General features: G+C 46.3%; 20 protein-coding genes. 17 read left to right on the forward strand and 3 right to left on the reverse strand.

Annotated features, from left to right (window positions below):
- The first annotated feature begins 106 nt into the window (after nt 1-106).
- From ACTQWB_RS09265 to ACTQWB_RS09320, 12 genes are all read left to right on the forward strand, one after another.
- Nucleotides 107-3,607: a DNA polymerase III subunit alpha gene (locus ACTQWB_RS09265; protein WP_441500973.1), complete on the forward strand. Its 3,501-nt coding sequence runs from the start codon at nt 107-109 to the stop codon at nt 3,605-3,607.
- 103 nt (nt 3,608-3,710) lie between these two features.
- The gene (gene pfkA, locus ACTQWB_RS09270; RefSeq protein WP_226822218.1) at nt 3,711-4,700 is read left to right on the forward strand and encodes a 6-phosphofructokinase; all 990 of its coding nucleotides are present in this window, start codon (nt 3,711-3,713) and stop codon (nt 4,698-4,700) included.
- A 111-nt stretch (nt 4,701-4,811) separates the two neighbouring features.
- On the forward strand, nt 4,812-6,104 hold the full coding sequence (locus ACTQWB_RS09275) for a TrkH family potassium uptake protein (protein ID WP_441500974.1): 1,293 nt from the start codon (nt 4,812-4,814) through the stop codon (nt 6,102-6,104).
- A gap of 11 nt (nt 6,105-6,115) precedes the next feature.
- Nucleotides 6,116-6,772, forward strand: coding sequence for a potassium channel family protein (locus ACTQWB_RS09280; protein WP_441500975.1), 657 nt, complete (start codon nt 6,116-6,118; stop codon nt 6,770-6,772).
- A 111-nt stretch (nt 6,773-6,883) separates the two neighbouring features.
- Nucleotides 6,884-7,666 (forward strand): TrmH family RNA methyltransferase, encoded by a 783-nt coding sequence (locus ACTQWB_RS09285; protein WP_441500976.1) that lies wholly within the window; start codon nt 6,884-6,886, stop codon nt 7,664-7,666.
- 63 nt (nt 7,667-7,729) lie between these two features.
- Entirely contained in the window at nt 7,730-8,164 is a 435-nt protein-coding gene (locus ACTQWB_RS09290) for an NfeD family protein (protein WP_441500977.1), read from the forward strand.
- Nucleotides 8,165-8,166: 2 nt separating this feature from the next.
- Nucleotides 8,167-9,105, forward strand: coding sequence for an SPFH domain-containing protein (locus ACTQWB_RS09295; protein WP_441500978.1), 939 nt, complete (start codon nt 8,167-8,169; stop codon nt 9,103-9,105).
- Nucleotides 9,106-9,123: 18 nt separating this feature from the next.
- Nucleotides 9,124-10,125: an ornithine carbamoyltransferase gene (argF, locus tag ACTQWB_RS09300; protein WP_441500979.1), complete on the forward strand. Its 1,002-nt coding sequence runs from the start codon at nt 9,124-9,126 to the stop codon at nt 10,123-10,125.
- Between the two features lie 140 nt (nt 10,126-10,265).
- Nucleotides 10,266-11,129, forward strand: a complete 864-nt coding sequence (locus ACTQWB_RS09305) for a biotin--[acetyl-CoA-carboxylase] ligase (RefSeq protein ID WP_441500980.1) — start codon at nt 10,266-10,268, stop codon at nt 11,127-11,129.
- Nucleotides 11,130-11,208: 79 nt separating this feature from the next.
- Complete coding sequence (locus ACTQWB_RS09310; protein WP_441501131.1) at nt 11,209-11,559, forward strand: DUF6145 family protein; 351 nt, start codon at nt 11,209-11,211, stop codon at nt 11,557-11,559.
- Nucleotides 11,560-12,600 carry a tRNA dihydrouridine synthase DusB gene (gene dusB / locus ACTQWB_RS09315; protein ID WP_441500981.1) on the forward strand — a complete coding sequence of 347 codons (1,041 nt, stop codon included), beginning with the start codon at nt 11,560-11,562 and terminating at the stop codon, nt 12,598-12,600.
- Between the two features lie 161 nt (nt 12,601-12,761).
- Entirely contained in the window at nt 12,762-14,084 is a 1,323-nt protein-coding gene (locus ACTQWB_RS09320) for a M20/M25/M40 family metallo-hydrolase (RefSeq protein ID WP_441500982.1), read from the forward strand.
- Nucleotides 14,085-14,109: 25 nt separating this feature from the next.
- On the opposite strand, the gene ACTQWB_RS09325 is transcribed toward ACTQWB_RS09320, so the two are convergent.
- Genes ACTQWB_RS09325 through ACTQWB_RS09335 form a run of 3 tightly spaced genes read right to left on the reverse strand, consistent with a single transcriptional unit; the run spans nt 14,110 to nt 17,698 of the window.
- Nucleotides 14,110-15,363 carry a lipopolysaccharide biosynthesis protein gene (locus tag ACTQWB_RS09325; protein WP_441500983.1) on the reverse strand — a complete coding sequence of 418 codons (1,254 nt, stop codon included), beginning with the start codon at nt 15,361-15,363 and terminating at the stop codon, nt 14,110-14,112.
- On the reverse strand, nt 15,360-16,586 hold the full coding sequence (locus tag ACTQWB_RS09330) for a Coenzyme F420 hydrogenase/dehydrogenase, beta subunit C-terminal domain (RefSeq protein WP_441500984.1): 1,227 nt from the start codon (nt 16,584-16,586) through the stop codon (nt 15,360-15,362). The genes ACTQWB_RS09325 and ACTQWB_RS09330 overlap by 4 nt, the downstream gene beginning before the upstream one ends.
- A 26-nt stretch (nt 16,587-16,612) precedes the next feature.
- Complete coding sequence (locus ACTQWB_RS09335; RefSeq protein WP_441500985.1) at nt 16,613-17,698, reverse strand: polysaccharide pyruvyl transferase family protein; 1,086 nt, start codon at nt 17,696-17,698, stop codon at nt 16,613-16,615.
- A 449-nt stretch (nt 17,699-18,147) separates the two neighbouring features.
- Between ACTQWB_RS09335 and ACTQWB_RS09340 the strand changes: the two genes are divergently transcribed.
- The 5 genes from ACTQWB_RS09340 to ACTQWB_RS09360 all read left to right on the forward strand — a co-directional run bounded on the left by ACTQWB_RS09340 (nt 18,148) and on the right by ACTQWB_RS09360 (nt 21,193).
- Nucleotides 18,148-18,495, forward strand: coding sequence for a molecular chaperone Hsp90 (locus ACTQWB_RS09340; RefSeq protein WP_441500986.1), 348 nt, complete (start codon nt 18,148-18,150; stop codon nt 18,493-18,495).
- A 7-nt stretch (nt 18,496-18,502) separates the two neighbouring features.
- The gene (locus ACTQWB_RS09345) at nt 18,503-18,730 is read left to right on the forward strand and encodes a purine biosynthesis protein PurH (RefSeq protein WP_441500987.1); all 228 of its coding nucleotides are present in this window, start codon (nt 18,503-18,505) and stop codon (nt 18,728-18,730) included.
- A 113-nt stretch (nt 18,731-18,843) separates the two neighbouring features.
- Nucleotides 18,844-19,449 carry an HDIG domain-containing metalloprotein gene (locus ACTQWB_RS09350; RefSeq protein ID WP_441500988.1) on the forward strand — a complete coding sequence of 202 codons (606 nt, stop codon included), beginning with the start codon at nt 18,844-18,846 and terminating at the stop codon, nt 19,447-19,449.
- 63 nt (nt 19,450-19,512) lie between these two features.
- Nucleotides 19,513-19,692, forward strand: coding sequence for a chorismate--pyruvate lyase (locus ACTQWB_RS09355; protein WP_441500989.1), 180 nt, complete (start codon nt 19,513-19,515; stop codon nt 19,690-19,692).
- A gap of 271 nt (nt 19,693-19,963) precedes the next feature.
- On the forward strand, nt 19,964-21,193 hold the full coding sequence (locus ACTQWB_RS09360) for an AfsR/SARP family transcriptional regulator (protein WP_441500990.1): 1,230 nt from the start codon (nt 19,964-19,966) through the stop codon (nt 21,191-21,193).
- Nucleotides 21,194-21,252 lie beyond the last annotated feature (59 nt).

Consider the following 21,252-nt stretch of genomic DNA (forward strand, 5'->3'; position numbering starts at 1 on the left):
AAATACGAACGGGCGTTTACCTGAAATTGGACTTGTGGTAAACTACTAAGTAGCGATGCAAGAAACAGATATGTGACTTCACGAAATACACAAAAGGAGATTTTAAATGGCATTTACCCACCTTCACGTCCACACAGAGTACAGTTTATTGGACGGTTCAAATAAAATAAAAGAATACGTTGCCCGGGTGAAGGAGCTTGGCATGGACAGCGCCGCCATTACAGACCATGGTGTCATGTATGGCGTTATCGACTTTTACCGGGCAGCACATGCAGCCGGAATCAACCCCATACTGGGCTGCGAGGTCTATGTGGCTCCCGGTTCCCGCTTCGACAGGGAAATTGGCAGCGGAGACGACCGCTACTACCATCTGGTGCTTCTGGCCGAGAATAACCAGGGCTACCAGAACCTTATGAAAATCGTATCCAAGAGCTTCAAGGAAGGCTTTTATTATAAACCTCGTGTAGACCTGGAGCTTCTTTCCGAATACCATGAAGGCCTGATCGCATTGAGCGCCTGTCTGGCCGGAGAGGTTGCCCGTTTTCTGGGCAGAGGCATGTACCAGGATGCGAAGAAGGCTGCTCTCCGTTACCAGGATATTTTCGGGAAAGGGAACTTTTTCCTGGAGCTGCAGGATCATGGAATCCCGGAACAGCAGAATGTGAACCAGCAGCTGCTCCGCATGCATCAGGAGACTGGCATCGAGCTGGTTGCCACCAATGATGTCCATTATACTTATAAAGAGGATGCAGATCCCCATGATATTCTTCTCTGCCTGCAGACTGGCAAGAAGCTGTCCGACACTGACCGTATGCGTTATGAAGGCGGCCAGTATTATGTGAAATCCGAGGAAGAGATGGCAAGGCTTTTCCCATATGCACTGGAAGCACTGGAGAATACCCAGAAGATCGCAGATCGCTGCCATGTGGAAATCGAATTCGGCGTTACCAAGCTGCCGAGATTTGATGTGCCAGATGGTTATACTTCCTGGGAATACCTGAATAAGCTTTGCTTCGAGGGGCTGGAGCGTCTGTACGATCCGGTTACCGAAGAGCTTCGGGAACGCCTGGAATACGAGCTGAATACGATCAAAAACATGGGCTATGTTGACTATTTCCTGATCGTATGGGACTTTATCCACTATGCCCGTAAGAATGGAATCGAGGTAGGACCGGGACGTGGCTCCGCAGCCGGGAGTATTGTAGCCTATACCCTGGGAATCACTCTTTTGGATCCTATTAAATATGACCTACTGTTTGAGCGTTTCCTGAATCCGGAGCGTGTATCCATGCCTGATATTGACGTGGATTTTGGATTTGAGCGGCGACAGGAGGTAATCGACTACGTTGTGCGCAAATACGGCAAAGACTGTGTGGTTCAGATCGTTACTTTTGGTACATTGGCGGCCCGCGGTGTGATCCGTGATGTGGGACGTGTCCTTGACATGCCCTATGCGCAGGTGGATGCCATTGCCAAGATGGTTCCGGCCAAGATCCCTAATGTGAAGCTTGTAACCATCGATAAAGCAATGGAAGTAAATCCGGAGCTGAAAAAGGCATACGACGAACAGCCGGATATCCATCATCTGATCGATATGGCCAAGCGTCTGGAGGGACTTCCGAGACATACCTCCATGCATGCAGCTGGTGTGGTGATCAGTCAGAAGGATGTTTCTGAATATGTGCCTCTTTCCCGTGCGCAGGACGGAACCATTGTCACCCAGTTTGTTATGACCACACTGGAGGAGCTGGGACTTCTGAAAATGGATTTCCTGGGGCTGCGTACCCTGACAGTAATTAATAATGCAGTAAAAAGCATCAAGAAGAATTATGGCATATCCCTGGATATGCAGAAAATAGATTATAACGACCAGAAGGTGCTGGATTCCCTTGGAACAGGCCGCACAGATGGTGTGTTCCAGCTGGAAAGCGGTGGGATGAAAGGCTTCATGAAGGAGCTGAAGCCTCACAGCCTTGAGGATGTGATCGCCGGAATTTCCCTGTACCGTCCGGGTCCTATGGATTTTATTCCCCAGTATATCCGGGGCAAAAACCGTCCGGATACCATTCATTACGATTGTCCGCAGCTGGAGCCTATCCTGAAAGCGACCCACGGATGTATTGTGTATCAGGAGCAGGTTATGCAGATCGTACAGAGCCTTGGCGGATTTACCCTGGGACGAAGCGATCTTCTCCGTCGTGCCATGTCCAAGAAGAAGCTGGACGTCATGGAAAAAGAGCGACAGGCCTTTGTGTACGGAAATGAAGCAGAAGGCGTTCCGGGATGTATCAAAAATGGAATTGATGAGAAGGTCGCAAATAAGATTTACGATGAAATGATCGATTTCGCCCAGTATGCATTCAACAAGTCTCATGCGGCAGCATATGCCTATGTCACGTACCAGACTGCTTTCCTGAAATATTATTATCCGGTAGAATATATGGCTGCCCTGATGACCTCTGTTATTGACAAACCTACCAAGGTGGCAGAGTACATTCAGGTCTGCCGTCAGATGAACATTTCCATTCTGCCGCCAGACATTAACAAGGGAGAATATGGCTTTTCCGTATCAGATGGAGCCATTCTCTACGCCCTTTCTGCGATCAAGAGTGTGGGACGTCCGGTAATCGAGGCAATTGTGGCAGAGCGAAGAGAACATGGCGAATATCTTTCCATGAAGAACTTCATTGAGAGAAATATTGATACTGTGAACAAGCGTGCCATTGAGAACTTCATCAAGGCCGGTGCACTGGATTGCCTGGAGGGCAACCGCCACCAGAAGATGATCGTTTTCAGTCAGATCATGGATGATATTTCCCGTAATAAGAAGCAGTCCATGGCAGGCCAGCTGAGTCTGTTTGATATTGCCAGTGAAGAAGATAAAAAGGAATTCGAGATCCGGATGCCGGATTTGGAGGAGTATGACAAAGAGATGGTTCTGGCCTATGAGAAAGAGGTTCTGGGCATTTACTTAAGCGGACATCCACTGGATCGTTATCGGAACATGCTGGAGAAAATGATCACTGCAAGAACCATAGATTTCCAGCCGGCAGATGAGGACGACCGTGAAGGCGGCGAACCGGATGAGTCCAAGGTAAGGGACAACCAGAAGGTTATCATCGGCGGAATGATCACTGAAAAAAGTATAAAATATACGAAGACGAATAAGGTAATGGCATTTCTTACCGTGGAGGATCTGCTTGGGACTGTGGAGGTCATGGTTTTCCCAAGAGACTATGAGAAATGGCAGAATATGATCAACGAAGATGCCAGGGTGTTTATCCAGGGCCGCGTATCCGCTGAGGATGACAAAGCCAGCAAACTGATCCTGGAAAAAGTCCGCGCATTTTCCGATATCCCACGGGAACTCTGGATCCAGTTTGAGAGCAAGGCTGATTACAGCCAGAAGGAGAAAGAACTTCTGGAGGATCTGCGCCAGTCCCAGGGAACGGACAGTGTAGTGATCTATCTCAGAGACGTAAAAGCCATGAAAAAACTCTCCGCAGCATACCATGTGAACCCGCAGGATGACTGGCTTTGCCAGATGATGAAAAAATATGGTGAGAACAATGTTAAAGTGGTGGAAAAAGTCTTGAAAAACCTTTAGAAATGCTATAAACTAAACACTGAATATGTGTATAAAAAAACGAGGGCGTTCTTCTGAAACGGAGACACAGCTCCCGGCGATTCATAAGATGGAGGAGATTATTATGGCAGAAAACAAAGTTAAGACCATTGGTGTCCTTACCAGCGGCGGTGACGCTCCTGGAATGAATGCTGCGATTCGTGCAGTTGTAAGACGTGGACTTTCCAGCGGACTTAAAGTAAAAGGTATCCAGAAAGGTTACAATGGTCTTTTAAATGAAGAGATCATTGACATGACAGCAAGAGACGTATCTGACACCATCGAGCGTGGTGGTACGATTCTTTACACTGCAAGATGTGCTGAGTTCCGTACACCGGAAGGACAGCAGCGTGGTGCAGAGATTTGCCGTAAGCACGGTATTGACGGACTTGTTGTAATCGGTGGAGACGGTTCCTTTGCCGGAGCACAGAAGCTTGCCAACCTTGGAATCAATACCATTGGTATTCCAGGAACTATCGACCTTGATATTGCATGTACAGAGTACACCATCGGTTTCGATACCGCTGTTAATACTGCTATGGAAGCAATCGATAAGGTCCGTGATACATCTACTTCCCATGAGAGATGCAGTATCATCGAGGTTATGGGACGTGGAGCTGGCTGGCTGGCACTGTGGTGCGGTATTGCCAATGGAGCTGAGGACGTTCTGATCCCTGAGAAATATGACTATGATGAGCAGAAGCTGATCAATAATATTATTGAGAGCCGTAAGATGGGTAAGAAGCACCACATCATCATCAATGCAGAGGGTATCGGTCATTCACAGGCTATGGCGACACGTATCGAGGCAGCTACAGGAATCGAGACACGTGCTACTATTCTTGGTCACATGCAGCGTGGTGGAAGCCCGACATGTAAAGACCGTGTATATGCATCTATGATGGGTGCTATGGCAGTAGACCTTCTTCTGGAAGGCAAGAAGAGCCGTGTTGTTGGATACCGCCATGGTGATTTCGTTGATTTCGATATCAATGAGGCTCTTGCAATGGAGAAGAGCGTAACTCCATACATGTGGGAAGTTTGTGAGTCCCTTTCTCATAATTATAAGAAATAATAAAGAATGCTTATGTTTATTCAAAGACTGCAATACAGATTGCATAAATTGAATACAGCACAGATAATTACCCTCAGCTTTGCGGGGGTAATTTTTGTAGGAGGACTAATTTTGTGGCTGCCCATCTGTGCGGCAGCTGGACAGACCACTTCGTTCTCAGATGCCATGTTTACAGCCACTACCTGTGTATGTGTGACCGGGCTTGTGACTGTGACTACGGCTACCCACTGGAGCTTGATCGGGAAACTGGTGATCCTTCTGCTTATACAGATCGGTGGAATCGGCCTGATCGCCCTTGCCAGCATCATTTTCATTTCGCTGAATAAAAAGATCAGCATGAGGAACCGCAGGATGATCCAGGAATCCTACAATCTGGAGCAGATGTCCGGTCTGGTAAGTGTAGTGAGAAGAGTAATCCTCTGTGTGTTTGCGGCAGAAGGAATTGGCGCTATCGGCTATGCTTTCTGTTTTGTCCCGGAATTTGGACTGGTGAAAGGCGTTGCACAGGCGATTTTCACTGCAGTTTCTGCTTTTTGTAATGCAGGAATTGATGTGCTGGGAGAGAACAGCCTGGCAGACTATGTGACAGATCCATGGATAAATATAGTAACCATAGGTCTGATCATTGCTTCCGGACTTGGGTTTCCTGTATGGTGGGATATCTGGAAAAATATGAAACTGGTTTTCCGGAAGAAGCTTTCAGCCCGCAGATTTTACAGGACACTTCGTCTGCAGAGCAAGATCGTACTGGTTACCACCGGGATTTTGCTGGCTGGCGGAACTGTGTTGATTTTCCTGTTTGAGTACCATAATCCGGACTCTATGGGGAATCTGTCTTTCGGACAGAAACTTATGGCTTCTCTATTCCAGTCTGTTACCACAAGAACAGCGGGATTTTTAACCATTGACCAGGCTGCGTTTACCAACGGGACTGTTATGATCTGTCTGTTCCTTATGCTGGTTGGCGGTTCTCCCATGGGAACGGCAGGCGGCGTAAAGACCACGACTCTTGCGGTACTGGTACTGAGCACGATCACCAACCTCCGTGGTAAGAAAGACGTGGAAGCATGCGGAAGAAAAATCCGGAGCAGCTATATTCGTTCCGCGCTGGTTGTTGTTGGGATGGCTGTGGGAGTCCTGTTTGTTTCACTACTTGCACTTTTTGCAGTTATGCCGGAAGCGGATTTTGTAGATGCGTTTTATGAGCTGACTTCTGCGGTAGGAACGGTAGGACTTTCCAGAGGGATGACGTCTGTTCTGAATACACCAGCCAAATGGATCGTTATATTTACCATGTATGTTGGACGTATTGGACCTCTGACACTTGGATCAGCTGTGGTATCCCGGGCGCAGAAGCGGGTGGAGAAGGTGCATCTGGCAGAAGAGAATATTATGATCGGATAAAGGAGACAATGATGAGTGGAAAATCCTTTGCAGTCATTGGCCTGGGCCAGTTTGGAATGACTCTTGCGAAAGAGCTTGCAAATGCGGATTATGATGTACTGGCAATTGATGATAAAGATGAAAATATCCAGGAGATCGCAGATTCTGTGACCTATGCGGTACGTGCGGATGTGCGCGAGCCTGGAATCTTGAAATCCCTGGGCGTGCAGAATGTAGATGTTGCGATCATTGCAGTTGCAGAGAACATGGAAGCTAGTATCACAGCAACGATGCAGGTGAAGGACCTGGGGGTACCGCTGATCCTGGCGAAAGCCATGAACACTCTTCATGGCCGTATCCTGGAGAAAATCGGGGCTGACCAGGTGATCTTTCCAGAGCGTTCCATGGGAGTGCGTGTGGCCAGGAATTTTACTGCCAGTGGATTTGAGGATGTATTTGAATTGTCTACAGAGTTCAGCATGGCAGAATTCCTCATTCCAGAGGATTGGGCAGGAAAGAGCCTTTCCGAACTTAAGACCCGTGAGAAGCATAACATCAATGTGGTTGCTGTTAAAAAGGGCGATTCAGTAAACGTAAATCTGGATCCGGCAGAGAAGCTGGAGGCAGGAAGTGTACTGGTGGCAGTTGGCAGGAATGAGGACCTGAACCGGTTTAGGAAGCCATTATAAATGGTATTGTTTATTTTGGGCGCAGTAACTGAAAATCATAATAAACGGAAATGGCTGTTAATGCGGGCGTTTCCCGAAAATGAAAGTTATAAAGCAACATGAGGGAATTTTATGATAACCAGTGCAAATAATACACAGGTAAAAAACATCATACAGTTAAATCAGAAAGCCAAAGCCCGCAGGGAACAGGGGCTGTTTGTGGCTGAGGGACGGAAGATGTTCGGCGAAGCACCAAGAGACTGGATTTCCAAGGTTTATGTGACAGAGGCGCTGACCACTGACGCATCCTTGATGGAACAGGTGCTGACACTTCCGGAAGAAAAGAGAGAAATCGTGGCAGACAATGTTTTCCGCCAGATGTGTGACACCAAGACTCCACAGGGAATCCTTACCGTATTGAAGAAACCCCAGTGGACGGCGGAAGATATCCTGAAAGAGGAATCCCCGCTGGTGATGGTTCTGGAGGATCTTCAGGATCCGGGAAATGCGGGAACTATTTTCCGGACTGGTGAGGGAGCAGGTGTTTCCGGTGTTTTTCTTACCAAAACCTGTGTGGATATTACCAATCCGAAAGTGATCCGTTCCACGATGGGATCTATTTACAGAATGCCTTTCCTATATGTAGAGGATGTGGTATCATTAAAGGCAGAACTGGAACGAAAAGGTATCCGTACCTTTGCAGCGCACCTGAAAGGGGAAAATGCCTACGATCAGGAGAATTATCAGGGCGGCACAGCATTTCTTATAGGAAATGAAGGAAACGGGCTGACAGAAGAAGCAGCAGAAGCGGCTGACTGTCTGATCCGGATTCCCATGTGTGGTAAAGTGGAATCCCTGAATGCAGCCATGGCTGCAGGTGTCCTGATGTACGAGGCTGCAAGACAGAGACGGTAGAAGAGAGCGTGACTGTAGAATCTTACAGATTTTGACAGACGCCTGTTCGAAAGGGGGAGTCTTATGGAACCTATTATATGGCTGGGTATCCTGGCTGTGCTTCTGGTTATTGAAGGGCTTACCACGGCGCTTACCACCATCTGGTTTGCAGGTGGTGCACTGGTGGCCGCAATCGCTGCAGGCCTGGGGTTTGGAATTGTGCCGCAGCTGCTTCTGTTTTTCTTTGTTTCGCTGATCCTGCTGTTCTTTACAAGACCGGCAGCGATGAAGCTTCTGAATAAGAATACAGAGAAAACGAATGTAGACAGTCTTCTGGGGAAGAGTGCGGTTGTGATCCAGCAGATTAATAACCTGGCGGGAACCGGGCAGGTTCGCATTAACGACATCGAGTGGATGGCACGGACATCTGATGAAAGCGTAACAATTCCGGTTGACACTGTAGTAGAAATCAAAGAAGTCCACGGCGTGAGACTGATCGTGGAGCAGAAGGAGGCGTAATTATGGGAAGTGTGTTAATTCTATTGATCGTCATTGTTTTGGTGTTATGGATTCTTGCATCCTGCATCCGTATCGTACCACAGGCATATGCGATCGTACTTGAGCGCCTGGGCGCTTATCAGGCAACATGGGGAACCGGTGTGCATTTTAAACTTCCATTTGTAGAGCGTGTGGCAAGAAAGGTCAATCTGAAAGAGCAGGTTGTAGATTTTCCACCGCAGCCGGTTATCACCAAAGATAACGTAACCATGCAGATTGACACTGTTGTATTTTTCCAGATTACAGATCCGAAGCTTTATGCATATGGTGTTGAGAATCCGATTATGGCGATTGAGAATCTTTCTGCTACGACACTGCGTAATATCATCGGAGACATGGAACTGGATGAAACCCTTACTTCCCGTGAGGTGATCAATACCAAAATGCGCGCATCTCTTGATGTGGCTACAGATCCATGGGGAATCAAAGTGAACCGTGTGGAACTTAAGAATATCATTCCTCCGGCTGCTATCCAGGAAGCAATGGAGAAGCAGATGAAGGCAGAGCGTGAGAGACGTGAAGCAATCCTGATCGCAGAAGGTGAGAAGAAATCCACCATTCTTGTTGCAGAAGGTAAAAAAGAATCTGCGATTCTTGACGCAGAGGCTGAGAAACAGGCTGCTATCCTTCGGGCTGAGGCTCAGAAGGAGCGTATGATCAAAGAGGCTGAAGGTCAGGCAGAGGCTGTCCTGAAGGTTCAGAAAGCGAATGCAGAAGGTCTCCGTATGATCAAAGAAGCCGGAGCTGACAATGCAGTCCTTACCCTGAAGAGCTTCGAGGCTCTTGCGAAAGTGGCAGACGGTAAGTCTACCAAGATTATTATCCCGTCAGAGATTCAGAATCTGGCAGGGCTTGCTGCTTCCCTGAAGGAAGTTGTGGTGGATGAGAAGAAGGAAGACTAAAGATAGAGGAGAATTATCATGAATTTAAAAGGCAGAAATTTTTTGACACTGAAAGACTTTACACCAGAGGAAATCCTGTATCTTCTTGATTTATCCGCTGAGTTAAAAGCAAAGAAAAAAGCTGGTGAGCTTACCGAGTATTACAAGGGCAAAAATATCGCCCTGATCTTTGAAAAGACCAGTACCAGAACACGTTGTTCCTTTGAGGTAGCAGCACATGATCTGGGAATGGGAAGCACTTATCTGGATCCTACAGGTTCCCAGATCGGCAAGAAAGAGAGCATCGCAGATACCGCAAGAGTTCTTGGAAGAATGTATGATGGTATCGAGTATCGTGGATTCGGCCAGGAGATCGTTGAGGATCTTGCGAAATACGCAGGTGTTCCGGTATGGAATGGTCTGACAAACGAATATCATCCGACACAGATGCTGGCAGATATGCTTACCATCCGTGAGCATTTCGGACATCTGAAAGGTATTAAGCTGGTATATATGGGTGACGCCCGTTACAATATGGGTAACTCCCTGATGGTTGCCTGCTCCAAGCTTGGTATGCATTTTGTAGCCTGCACCAGCAAGAAATATTTCCCGAATGATGAGCTTGTAGCACAGTGCAAAGAGTATGCCGCACAGTCTGGCGCTACCATTACCCTTACTGAGGATGTGGAAGCAGGAACCAAAGATGCTGATGTTATTTACACAGACGTATGGGTATCTATGGGCGAGCCGGATGCAGTATGGGAAGAGAGAATCCATGATCTGACTCCATATAAGGTAACATCTGCAGTTATGAAAAACGCAGGAGAGAAAGCGATTTTCCTTCACTGTCTGCCAGCTTTCCATGATCTTAAGACAAAGATCGGCAAAGAGATGGGCGAGCGTTTCAACCTGACAGATATGGAAGTAACCGATGAAGTATTCGAGTCCCCGGCATCCAAAGTATTTGATGAAGCTGAGAACCGTATGCATACCATCAAGGCTGTTATGGTTGCTACACTTGGCGAGCCGGAGAGCAAATAAGGAAAATAAGACCTGAAAAGACGCAGCTTTAGGAAATACAAGGTGCGTAACAGGCAAGAGAAATGGTTCTGGAGCCGGCAATAGATTCTGGAAGTGCAATAAAGGCAGAAGCTGGCATCAGAAGAAAGGATATCTGAGAAATGATTTCCGAGAATGAATTACGGAAAAAAGCTGTGGGAAGCGGCACTTGTGAAAAAGCTGCGGAAAGCAGCGCGTATAATGAAGTAACAATTTCAGATCAGATACATACAAAATGGGCGGGCAAAACCGTCCATTTTGCAAGAGAAACTGATTCAACCAATTTATGGATCAAGCGGCTGGCGAAGGAGGGTGCGCCTCAGGGAACCCTTGCCTTGGCTGAATTCCAATCAGCAGGCAGAGGACGCCTTGGCAGATCCTGGGAGGTGCCGGAAGGAACTTCCGTTATGATGAGCATTCTTCTGCGGCCGGAATTTGAGCCAAGATATGCGCCTACACTGACTCTTGTAATGGGAATGGCAGTGGCGAAGGCAGTGAAGACCCTTGGGCTTGATGTAAGTATTAAGTGGCCCAATGATGTGGTGGTTTCACGTAAGAAAATATGTGGAATCCTTACTGAAATGGGGGTCCGTGATGGAAAAATCGATTATGCAGTCATCGGAGTGGGAATTAATGTAAATATACGGGAATTTCCGGAGGAGATGGCAGATAAGGCAACATCCCTTTACCTGGAAAGCGGCAGGGAATTTGACCGGAGCCAGATCCCGGGCCTTGTGATGGAAGCCTTTGAAGAATATTATGAGAAATTTGCTGCGACCTGTGATCTCAGCGGATTAAAGAAAGAATACGAAAGCATTCTTGCAAATTATAACCAGCCGGTCCGTGTGCTGGCGAAAGAACCTTATGAGGGGATTGCCAGAGGAATCACAGATGGCGGTGAACTGCTGGTGGAAAAGCAGGATGGAACTATAGAGGCAGTCAGCGCCGGAGAGGTTTCGGTGCGTGGACTGTATAGTTATGTATAAAGGCGCGGAGTAATTGGCTTTCAGTCATGGCGATATCTGCGTAAACGGATATATTTTATCAAAGAAAGGTGGTATGTACTTGTATCAGGAGAATGTAGTGCTTTGCGGTGCAAGCGCTTATGAGCAGAAATATTATTTTAATAAAGATTTTGATTCTCTGCCAGATCATGTGAAAAAAGAGCTTCAGATTATGTGCGTTCTTTACACAGAGGAGATCGGTGGGATTTTTACTTTGGAATTCGATGATCATGGGAATCTGCAGTTTAAGACAGAGGCAGCTGAAGCTGATGGATTTTATGACGATATCGGCGGCGCATTGAAGATCAAGCAGCTGCGCAATGAGAAGCAGGAGCTTCTGGAATCCCTGGAAATGTATTACCGTGTCTTTTTCCTTGGGGAAGAGATGGAGAACGATAACCAGGGAGAATAAGTGAAAGCAAAAGGTGATATGGATAGCAATTTGAAATTTGAAGAAAATAGCCTGGCAGGTGGCGGACATGAACTTCCAAAGTCCCCAGTCTGGAAAATCGGAAATGTGGAGATTCCTAACCGTTTTGTCCTCGCCCCGATGGCAGGTGTTACAGACCTTGCCTTCCGCAGGCTTTGTAAGGAGCAGGGGGCCGGGCTTCTCTGTATGGAAATGATCAGTGCCAAGGCAATTTCTTATAAGAATAAAAATACCAGGGAGCTGATGAAAATAGACCCTGTGGAGCATCCCATTTCCCTCCAGCTTTTTGGCAGCGAGCCCTTGCTGATGGCAGAAGTGGCGAAAGAAATCGAGGAGGAGCCTTTTGATATCCTGGATATCAATATGGGATGCCCGGTGCCGAAGGTGGTAAATAACGGGGAAGGCTCTGCGCTTCTGAAGAATCTGGATCTGATCGTGGATATTGTGAAGAATGTTTCGTCTGCGATCAGGAAGCCCCTTACGGTGAAGGTACGTATCGGTTTTGAAAATGAACCGGTAGATATTGTAGAAATCGCGAAGCGTGTGGAAGATGCCGGAGCTGCGGCAATCGCAGTCCATGGAAGGACAAGACAGCAGTATTATTCAGGAACGGCAGACTGGGAGACTATTGCCAGAATCAAGGAAGCTGTTTCTATTCCGGTTATCGGAAATGGGGATGTGGATTCTCCCAAGAAAGCAGAGGCTTTATTTCGACAGACAGGGTGTGACGCCGTGATGATCGGGCGTGCTGTAGAGGGGAATCCCTGGATTTTCCGGGAGATGAACCACTATTTTGCAACTGGTGAGGAGATGTCCAGACCATCTCTGCCGGAGATTAAAGAAATGATCCTGAAACATGCCAGAGCCCAGATTGAATTAAAAGGGGAATTTATCGGAATCCGGGAGATGCGCAAGCATGTGGCCTGGTATACCGCGGGAATGCCACACAGCGCAGGGCTTCGCAGGGAATCCAATAATATCAGCAGCTATGAAGATCTGGAGAAATTGCTGGAGAGGTTGTAATATAGCGTGTAGGGAAAATATTCCCACATATTTTAAAATCCGTTTAAAAATGAAACCCGGTAAAATCTTTTGCAAAAAGTAACAGTCTGGTAGAGATAATTATCGAGTTGAATTTTCGTGTTATATAGAAAAATCAGGATTTATATCCGAGGAGCAAAACGATGGACGAATTGCTTAATTGTATAGAAGTACAGAATGCTTTACAGTTCCTAAAGGAGGACGACGAGAGATCTCTGAAGGAACACCTTGAAATGTGCCAGATTCCAGCGCCCTCTTATGAAGAGCGGGAAAAAGCAGAGTATGTCCGGGGCAAGATGGAAGAGGCCGGGCTGGAAAATGTGCGTATAGATGAAGTGGGAAATGTGCTTGGAACCTGGAAAGGAAGCGGGAATGGGCCAAGGATCATGATCGCGGGACATACGGACACTGTTTTTCCAAGAGAGACAGATCTTACTCTGAAAAAAGAGGGAAACCGTTACAGTTGCCCGGGAATCGGGGATGATACCAGAGCTGTGGCGGAACTTCTTACCCTGGCGAGAGCTTTGAAAGCCACAGGAATCCATGGTGAGGGAGATATTGTTTTCTGTGCAAATGTGTGCGAAGAAGGTTTAGGCGATCTGCGTGGAACCAAGCATGCATTTGGAGCAAATACTGACAGAAACAATAGTATAGGAAAAAATGACTGCGCAGACAGGATTTCACGGACGAGCGAGAGAGATTGTCAGGAGAACTGGGTTGAAGGAACGACTGCGGATAAGTATGATGGCTTTGTATCCATAGATGACAAGAATACTGCCGGAATCATTTACCAGGCCGTTGGAAGTGAGCGCTATCTGGTAACTTTTCATGGTACCGGTGGGCACAGTTTCACTGGTTTCGGAATCCCCAATCCGATTCATGCAATGGGACGGGCAATCGGGAAAATCAGTGATTTCCAGGTGCCGGAGAATCCGAAAACCACTTTCAGCGTAGGCGTTGTAAATGGTGGGACCTCCGTAAATGTAATCCCAGCAGAATGCTCCATGTTGATCGATATGCGCTCTGTGGACGCAGGTGAGCTGGCGAAGCTGTCTGGAAAGTTTCACCAGGCGGTGGAAGAGGCTGTTCAGGAGGAAAATGCGCGCTGGAACTATGTGAATTCGGGAAGAACAGAAGAAAGTATCAGTGTAACCTTCCAGCAGAAAGGAAAGCGCCCGGCTGGAAGCCAGGAGAAAGACTGTCTCATCGTCCGCGCTGCTGATGCAGCGAACCAGGCAATTGGCATGGAGACAGTCTATATCGGCGCTGCCAGCACAGATGCCAATATCCCTATCAGCCTTGGAATCCCGGCAATCACTGTGGGCTGGGGCGGAAAAGGCGGCGGAGAGCATACGATTCACGAATGGTATGAGCATGTGGAGTCCTGGAAAGGCCCGCAGCGTGATCTGCTTTTGTTGCTTGCGCTATCTGGATATAAAGGAATCCGGAAATATCAGCTTAAATAAAAGCTTCTAAAAAACTTCTAAAAAACTACTGGGCAGTGTTCTTCTGCCCTTTTTTCTTCAGAATAACGAAAACCAGAATTCCCGTGAACAGAATAAACAAAATGGAGCAGGAGAGCAGATAATTCAAAGCGGCCCCCATAATTCCCCACTGTTTCACCATGGTACGGGCCACGGCAATGGTAAGAACTGCTGTGATGGAATATACCGGAAGGAGACATTTTCCCCAGCGGATGGCAATCAGGATGTTGTATAGCATATAAACCTCTGCGCTGATTCCGCCGCCTACAAGAAGTACAATAAACTGCAATTTAAATGGAGAAAGATCTACCCCATAAATAATCTCCAGTAAAGTTCTGCCGATAAGATGTCCGCCAATTACGATTCCTACGCAGCATACAAGAATGATGCCGATAATACGGAGTACGTAAGTCACGAACTTCTTAATGTTGTTTTCCCACCAAAGCTCAGCAATTGTAGTAATCGTAGGCTTGAACACAAATTCGCACATTAAGGTAATGACGAAGGATGGCATAAAAAGAATACTATAATAGGTCTGGTATTCATCGGTCATAACACCTGCCATGGCGTATTTCGGAACATTGTAAAGGAGCAGGGAAAGAAAAGTGCCTACAAACATAGGGGTACAGATCTTAAGAAGCTCCCATACATGGGACAAGGCAGGCGATCCCTGTTTTTCCCCGAGGGTTCCGTATCTGCCTGAAAACCAGGTGTTAACAGCCAGGCAAAGAATCAAGGAAGTAATGGCGGTGGCGACACAGGTTATGTACAGGCTTTTGGTGATGATCAGAACGCCTGTGAAAAATACAGCTGAGTAAATGTTGCGGATTGCCAGGGATTTTCCCATCTGCTCCACATGATATTTCTGCTGCAGGTTGCCATGGAAAACATCCTCTACTGCATCGATCATTTTCATCATGATGATAAAAATACTGATGATGATGTATTCGCCGCTGAAGCTATAGGAACTGTATACGATTCCGAACAGCATCATCAGGGCACAGGTGATCAGACGGGACAATTTGTATTCAGAAAAAGAATATTTACGGTTCAGGTCTGTGGCCTGGTAGGTTCGGACACCGTAGCGTCCAACCTGGAGGAGCAGCTGGGCAGTGGCATAGCTGAGAGAATAAAAACCAGCCAGCTGTGCCCCGCAGATACGGGTTACAACAAGAAGATACAGAAAGGAAGAACCAGAATAACAGGTGCTTCCGATCATATTCCATAAAAAAGCTTTTTTTACATTTTTTTCTTTATTCATTTATTAGATCCTTTTACAAATACTGCTTTATAGAGTTTTCCGGCAACACTGTATAATCCTGTTTTCTGGAGAATAGGATTTACCTTGCGGATGATTTGCGTAAGGGCAGAGCCCTTCATGTATTTCCGGAGAATCGTCTCTTTTTCATCCAGGGAAGCAGCGGCTGTATATTCTGCCCAGAATGCGTCACGGTTTCCCGGGGCTTTTGCAGAATATTCCAGATGAGGCTGCCATCCTGCTGTTTTGGAAACCGGTTGGCTGGCTGCTTTTTCTTTAAGCTGGGAAAACAGCTGTTTTCCCTTAGGGGTATTTACAAGTACTTCGTTGACGCCACCGGTGACATCAAATTTGATTCCGGCACTGTCTACATTCCAGAAATCACCCAGTGTGAAATCAGCAGGACGCTTAAAGCTTGTATAATGGCAGTGGGCACAGGAAGGACGTACCGGGTAGTTGCTATGATAAATGTCATCGAAAGAAAATTCATTGACAGCTTCCAGAGTTCCGGCTGAAGTCTCCACATCCATAATGTGTTTCTTCCAGGAAAGACGCTTGCTGCGCATATTAATGGCTGTGATCTGAGTATCCGGAGCCATATGCCGGGTGCTCAGGATTTTCAGATAATCCCGCCATACGCCTGGACTTGGAACACCATGGCAAATGTTATCACAGGTATAAAATCTGCTGGTATCGGCATGCTTCATTTCCAGGAAATGATTCACTCCTGCAATCTGGCATGGGGTGCCTGTGACAAGTACAGTGAGACCATTTTCCAGGTCTTCACAGATAGTCTGGTAAACCTGAGAAGGATCACTCTGGACATATTTGGAAGTGCGGTAAGCAGCGGCTCCTGCAGCAGAATCTGCACGCATATGGCGTACCTGGAAACCTTCGTCAAAAGCTACGCCATAAATAACACCGCCTTGCTGTAGCGTCCAGTCTGCAAGCAGGGAAAACATACCACCGGAAGAACTCTCCTTTACAATATCCTTCTGGTGATTCTGCAGGGCGTAAATATCCGGAACTGCCTCAGCTCCAGTATAATTTTCCTGAAGGGGACAGACCTTGGTACAAAGATTACAGTGAACACATAATTCCTGATTGATTTCAGGATAAACGAAACCGCACTCATCTTCCTTCATGGAGATGGCGAATCTGGGACAGGTAAAACTGCAGGCCATACAGCCGCAGCAGTCCTGCTTTTTTTGATCGGGTGTAAGCATGGTAAAAACCTCCGTGGTAGTAAGATCTAGCACATTTCCACCATCTTGCGGAGCTGTTCCATAGAATGCTCCCGGAAACGGGCAATCTGCTCGTTGGCATAGGTGAAATCAATTTCTTCGGTAAGCTTCTCGTAGGAAACATTATCCATAGTCCGGTCGGTAAGATTTACCATATTAAGAAGCTGCTGTACACGGCGGTTCATATGGTGCCCGTTTACCTTGGCGAAGAATTTGCGGTTAAAAATAAGGGAAAATACAACGCCATGGAAAGAATCTGAAATCACATATTCTGCATTTTTGAAAAGACCCATCCATTCTGCCGGTCCTACAGTGATCTTACAAGCGCATTTCAGGAGTCCCACAAGCGGGAATGGAATGTAAACAATACGGTAACCGGTCTTATCGTGAAGACGGCGTGCAAAATCCACGATCTCTTTATTAATGCCAAGCTGGTATACCAGGATGTATTTCTCTTTATATTTCGGCTCCACCAGAAGCTTATCCCATTCTTCTGCTGTGAGAAGAAGCGTGGGGTCGCAGACCACTTCGGGACGCTTCTCTGTCAGGTTCTCTACGATATCAGCGCCATAATCCTCACGGACAAGAATTTCATCAAAATCAGAAAGAAGCTCTTTGTACTTCTGCTGGTAATCTTCCGGGGGGAGATTCTCGCCGATACTTGCGGCATAACTGCATTTCTTTTTCCCCTCTTTTACAAAATCGAGGAAATAAGTGGTATCAAAATTGGTAAGCTTATAGTCCCAGATCTGGTCGCTTCCTGCAATATAAATGTCATATTTGCCAGCAACCGGCTGCATTTTACCCTGGGTCACAGGCTGGCTGTAACGCATGTGTTTACGGAATTTGTTGCACTTGAAGCGGCGTGGAATATAGCAGATATGGCCGATAGCACCGTAAATATAGTTAAAAAGCCCTTTCTTCTTCAGATTAACAAGACGGAAAGGGTTACTGATATAATCACAGCGGTAATCAATGATCTCTGGCTGTGTACCGATCTCGCGCAGCTTCTTCTGAAGGGCATAGCTCTGCAGAATCGCGCCGTAATTATCATAATTATGGAAGGTAATCACACCTACTCGTTTCTTTTCCATAGATTCCTCCTGAATTTTTATAAGAAAATTTGTAATTGTTCAGATAGTAATAAGTTCTGATATTTCTATAGATGCGTAATAAGGTCTGTTCAGATTATAACAGTTCGGGGAGTGGGTTGCAATAAGAAGTGGAAAAGTGGATGCTTATGATCAAAAAAGTGGACATTCGAAACGAAAAAGTGGACATTCAAAACAAAAAAGGTATTGAAATTTGCAGTATGTAGTAGATGGAAACTGTGCCGTCACAAACAGGTTGATTTCCCCGAAAAGTAGGCTATAATAGATGTCATAAAAAGTAATCTCGAGCCAATGAAAGCAAGTTAAGAAATAAAGCAAGTTGTGAAGTTAAAGCAAGTTGCAAAGTAAGGTAAGGTAAAAAAGAAACCAGTTAAGAAGTAAACCAAATAAAGAAATGAATCAGGCATAAATCACAGAAGGGAGACTTTACCATGGCAAAGACAATTCAGGAATTAACAGCAGATTTACTGGCAGCACCATCCGCATGCAAAGAGGTGAAAGAGGCAGCCCAGAACTATCTGGATGCAGTGGGAAAAGAGGGCGAGGCAGCCGCAGCGAAAGCTTATGTGGCAGAGCTGGAAGCAGATATCATGCCTCTTGAGGGGCTTATTTCCTTCGCAGAATCTGACATGGGAGCGCAAGTATTTGGTGCAGATGGGGCGAAGAATATTCTGGCTCACGCCAAAGAGCGCAAAGCTGCAGGAGAGAAATATTGTGACTGTCCGGCTTGCGCAGCCTGTGAGGCATTACTGAATAAGAAAGATGAAATTTTGAAGTGAGGGAAAAATGGCTGGATATTTAATTGCAGAAACAACCCGTGAGGAGCGGGAGAAAATCGTGGCAGAGTCACTGGGAAACATAGAAGCCAGCTGTGACGGCTGCATGGCCGGTCTGGCAGAGATGTATCAGGATTACATTGATGGCAAAAAAGAACTCCGCCAGATTAATATGGAATTTAACAGCAGATATGTAAAAGGCGAGGATATGCCTGTGAAAAGCAGATGCCCAATGTAAGAAAACGGATGCAGATATACGGAAAATGATTCAGATATACGAAGCTGATGCAGATATGCAGAAACCGATGCAAATATATAAAAAATGATTTAGACGTACGAGGAGAGACTGACATGCAGACAATAGCAAGAGACGAAGCATTTGATTTACTGAAAAAATACAACCAGGATCCCTTTCACATCCAGCATGCCCTGACGGTAGAAGCTGTTATGAAATGGTACGCAAAGGAACTTGGCTATGGAGATGACGCAGAATACTGGGGGATCGTAGGACTTCTTCATGATATTGATTTTGAACTTTACTCAGAGGAACATTGTCTGAAGGCTCCGGAGATGCTTCGGGAAGCTGGCGTTGGCGAAGAGGTGATCCATGCAGTGGTATCTCATGGTTATGGCATTACAGTAGGCTGTGGTGCAACCATTGATGTGGCTCCGGAGCATGAAATGGAGAAAGTTCTTTTTGCAGCAGATGAACTGACCGGACTGATCTGGGCAGCAGCATTAATGCGCCCGTCCAAGAGCACCAAGGATATGGAGCTGAAATCCCTTAAGAAGAAATATAAGAGCAAAGGTTTCGCAGCAGGATGTTCCCGTGAAGTGATCCAGAGAGGTGCCGAGCAGCTGGGCTGGGATCTGGAGAAGCTGCTGACCATGACTTTACAGGCGATGGCAGAAAGCGAAGATACGATCAACGCAGAGATGGAAGCGGAGAATGCGTAATCTTGAAAGCAGAAATGCAAACGCTCAATTCAGAGATTCTGACCATTGAAAAGGAGAAGAGAGATGATCTTAGAAACCTGGTACTATGAGGTAGTGTCAATTGACGGAGATTATGCAAATCTTCGCAGAACCGATATTGATTCCCCGGAACTGAAGCTGGTTGCCAGAGCACTTTTGCCAGCAGAAATCAAGGAAGGTACGAAGCTGAAATATGAGATGATGCAATATGAAGTAATTGATTAAAAACAGGAATTTACCGGGAAGCAAGTAAAAACCCCAGTGTTGCAGCACTGGGGTCTTATTTTAACCTTTTTCCTGTTGTTTTGTCCCATGTTTATTGACGCGTAAAGAGAAAAAATATATTATGGAGTTATAAGGGAAACTTTTGCCTATGAAAGAAAAAACATCAGATCAAAAGATTTTCCCTTAACATGATGCTGACAAATAGCATTATTGTGCAGAAGAATGAATATTATATAATGTTGATTGCTAATATCATTAATGGAGAAAGCAAATGGAGAAAAATATACTAAAGGTCTGTATGCTGGGAACCTTTTCCCTGGAATATGAAGGGAAAGAACTGGTATTAGACCGCAACAAGGGATCGAAAACAACGCAGCTTTTCCAGCTGCTTATGCTTCACACACAGGACGGTGGAATCTCTAAAGCGGCTATGATCGAGGCACTTTACGGACGGGTGGAGGTTGAGAACAAAAACGGCAGCCTTAATAACACCATTTTCCGTTTGAGGAAGCAGCTGAAGGACATCGGCCTGCCAGAGAGCAAATACATTAACATCCAGTCCGGGATGTGCTGTTGGGACGAGAACATTAAGGTCTGGGTGGATGTATGTGAATTTAAGAAGCTGGTAGAACAGGCTAAAGTGGAAAAAAGAGAGGATGACCGACTGCAGTTGTGGCTGAAGATCTGGAAAATCTATAAAGGCGAATTCCTCCCGGATATGATCGGGGAGAACTGGGCGGCTGTGGAAAATGTCCAGTGCCGGGATGAATATTTCCAGGTTACCACCCAGCTATGCCAGTGGCTGAAAAACAACGAGCGGTACGAGGATCTGCACCGGATTTCCCATATGACAGCGGAAATCTATCCTTTTGACGAATGGCAGATCTGGGAGATCGACAGTCTGATCGGAATGTCCAGATATAAAGAAGGTCTGGAGGTTTACAAAAATACAGAAAGGCTTCTGTTCGAAGAGCTGGGAGTTGCCCCGTCTGCGCGGATGCTGGAGCAGTTCCAGCTTATGGGTGAGCGTACCTCCCAGGCAGCAGGTGCCATTGAGGATATCAAGGAAAGGCTCCGGGAAAAAGATGCGGAAGTAGGTGCTTACTATTGCCCGTTCCCAAGCTTTATTGACATTTACCATGTGTTCTGCCGTATGATGGAGCGCTCCGGACTGTCCGTGTTCGTTATGCTCTGTACCTTGGATTATAAGAAAAATGAGGTCTCAGAAGAAAAAGAGCGGGACATGTCCCATGCCCTTAAGAAAGCCATACAGTCCTCGGTTCGTAAAGGGGATTTTTATACAAAATACAATATGCGGCAGTACATAATCATGCTGATTGGAATCAGCCAGGAAAACTGCCCGATAGTTTCCAAGCGAATTGAAAAAGCCTTTCGTAAATGCTCCGGTGAGAAGAAATCTCCGCAGGTGGATTTCTACGTGGCATCGGTAGGTGAGGTGTGCGAGAGCGACGGTGTTATAGTTGATCGAAGAACTTCATAAGAGGAATATAAAGGCTTATACAAGAAGTATATAGTGTATTTATATAGAAGGAACTTTTA

Source organism: Blautia sp. HCP3S3_H10_2 (genome assembly GCF_052122375.1).
GTDB lineage: Bacteria > Bacillota > Clostridia > Lachnospirales > Lachnospiraceae > Blautia_A.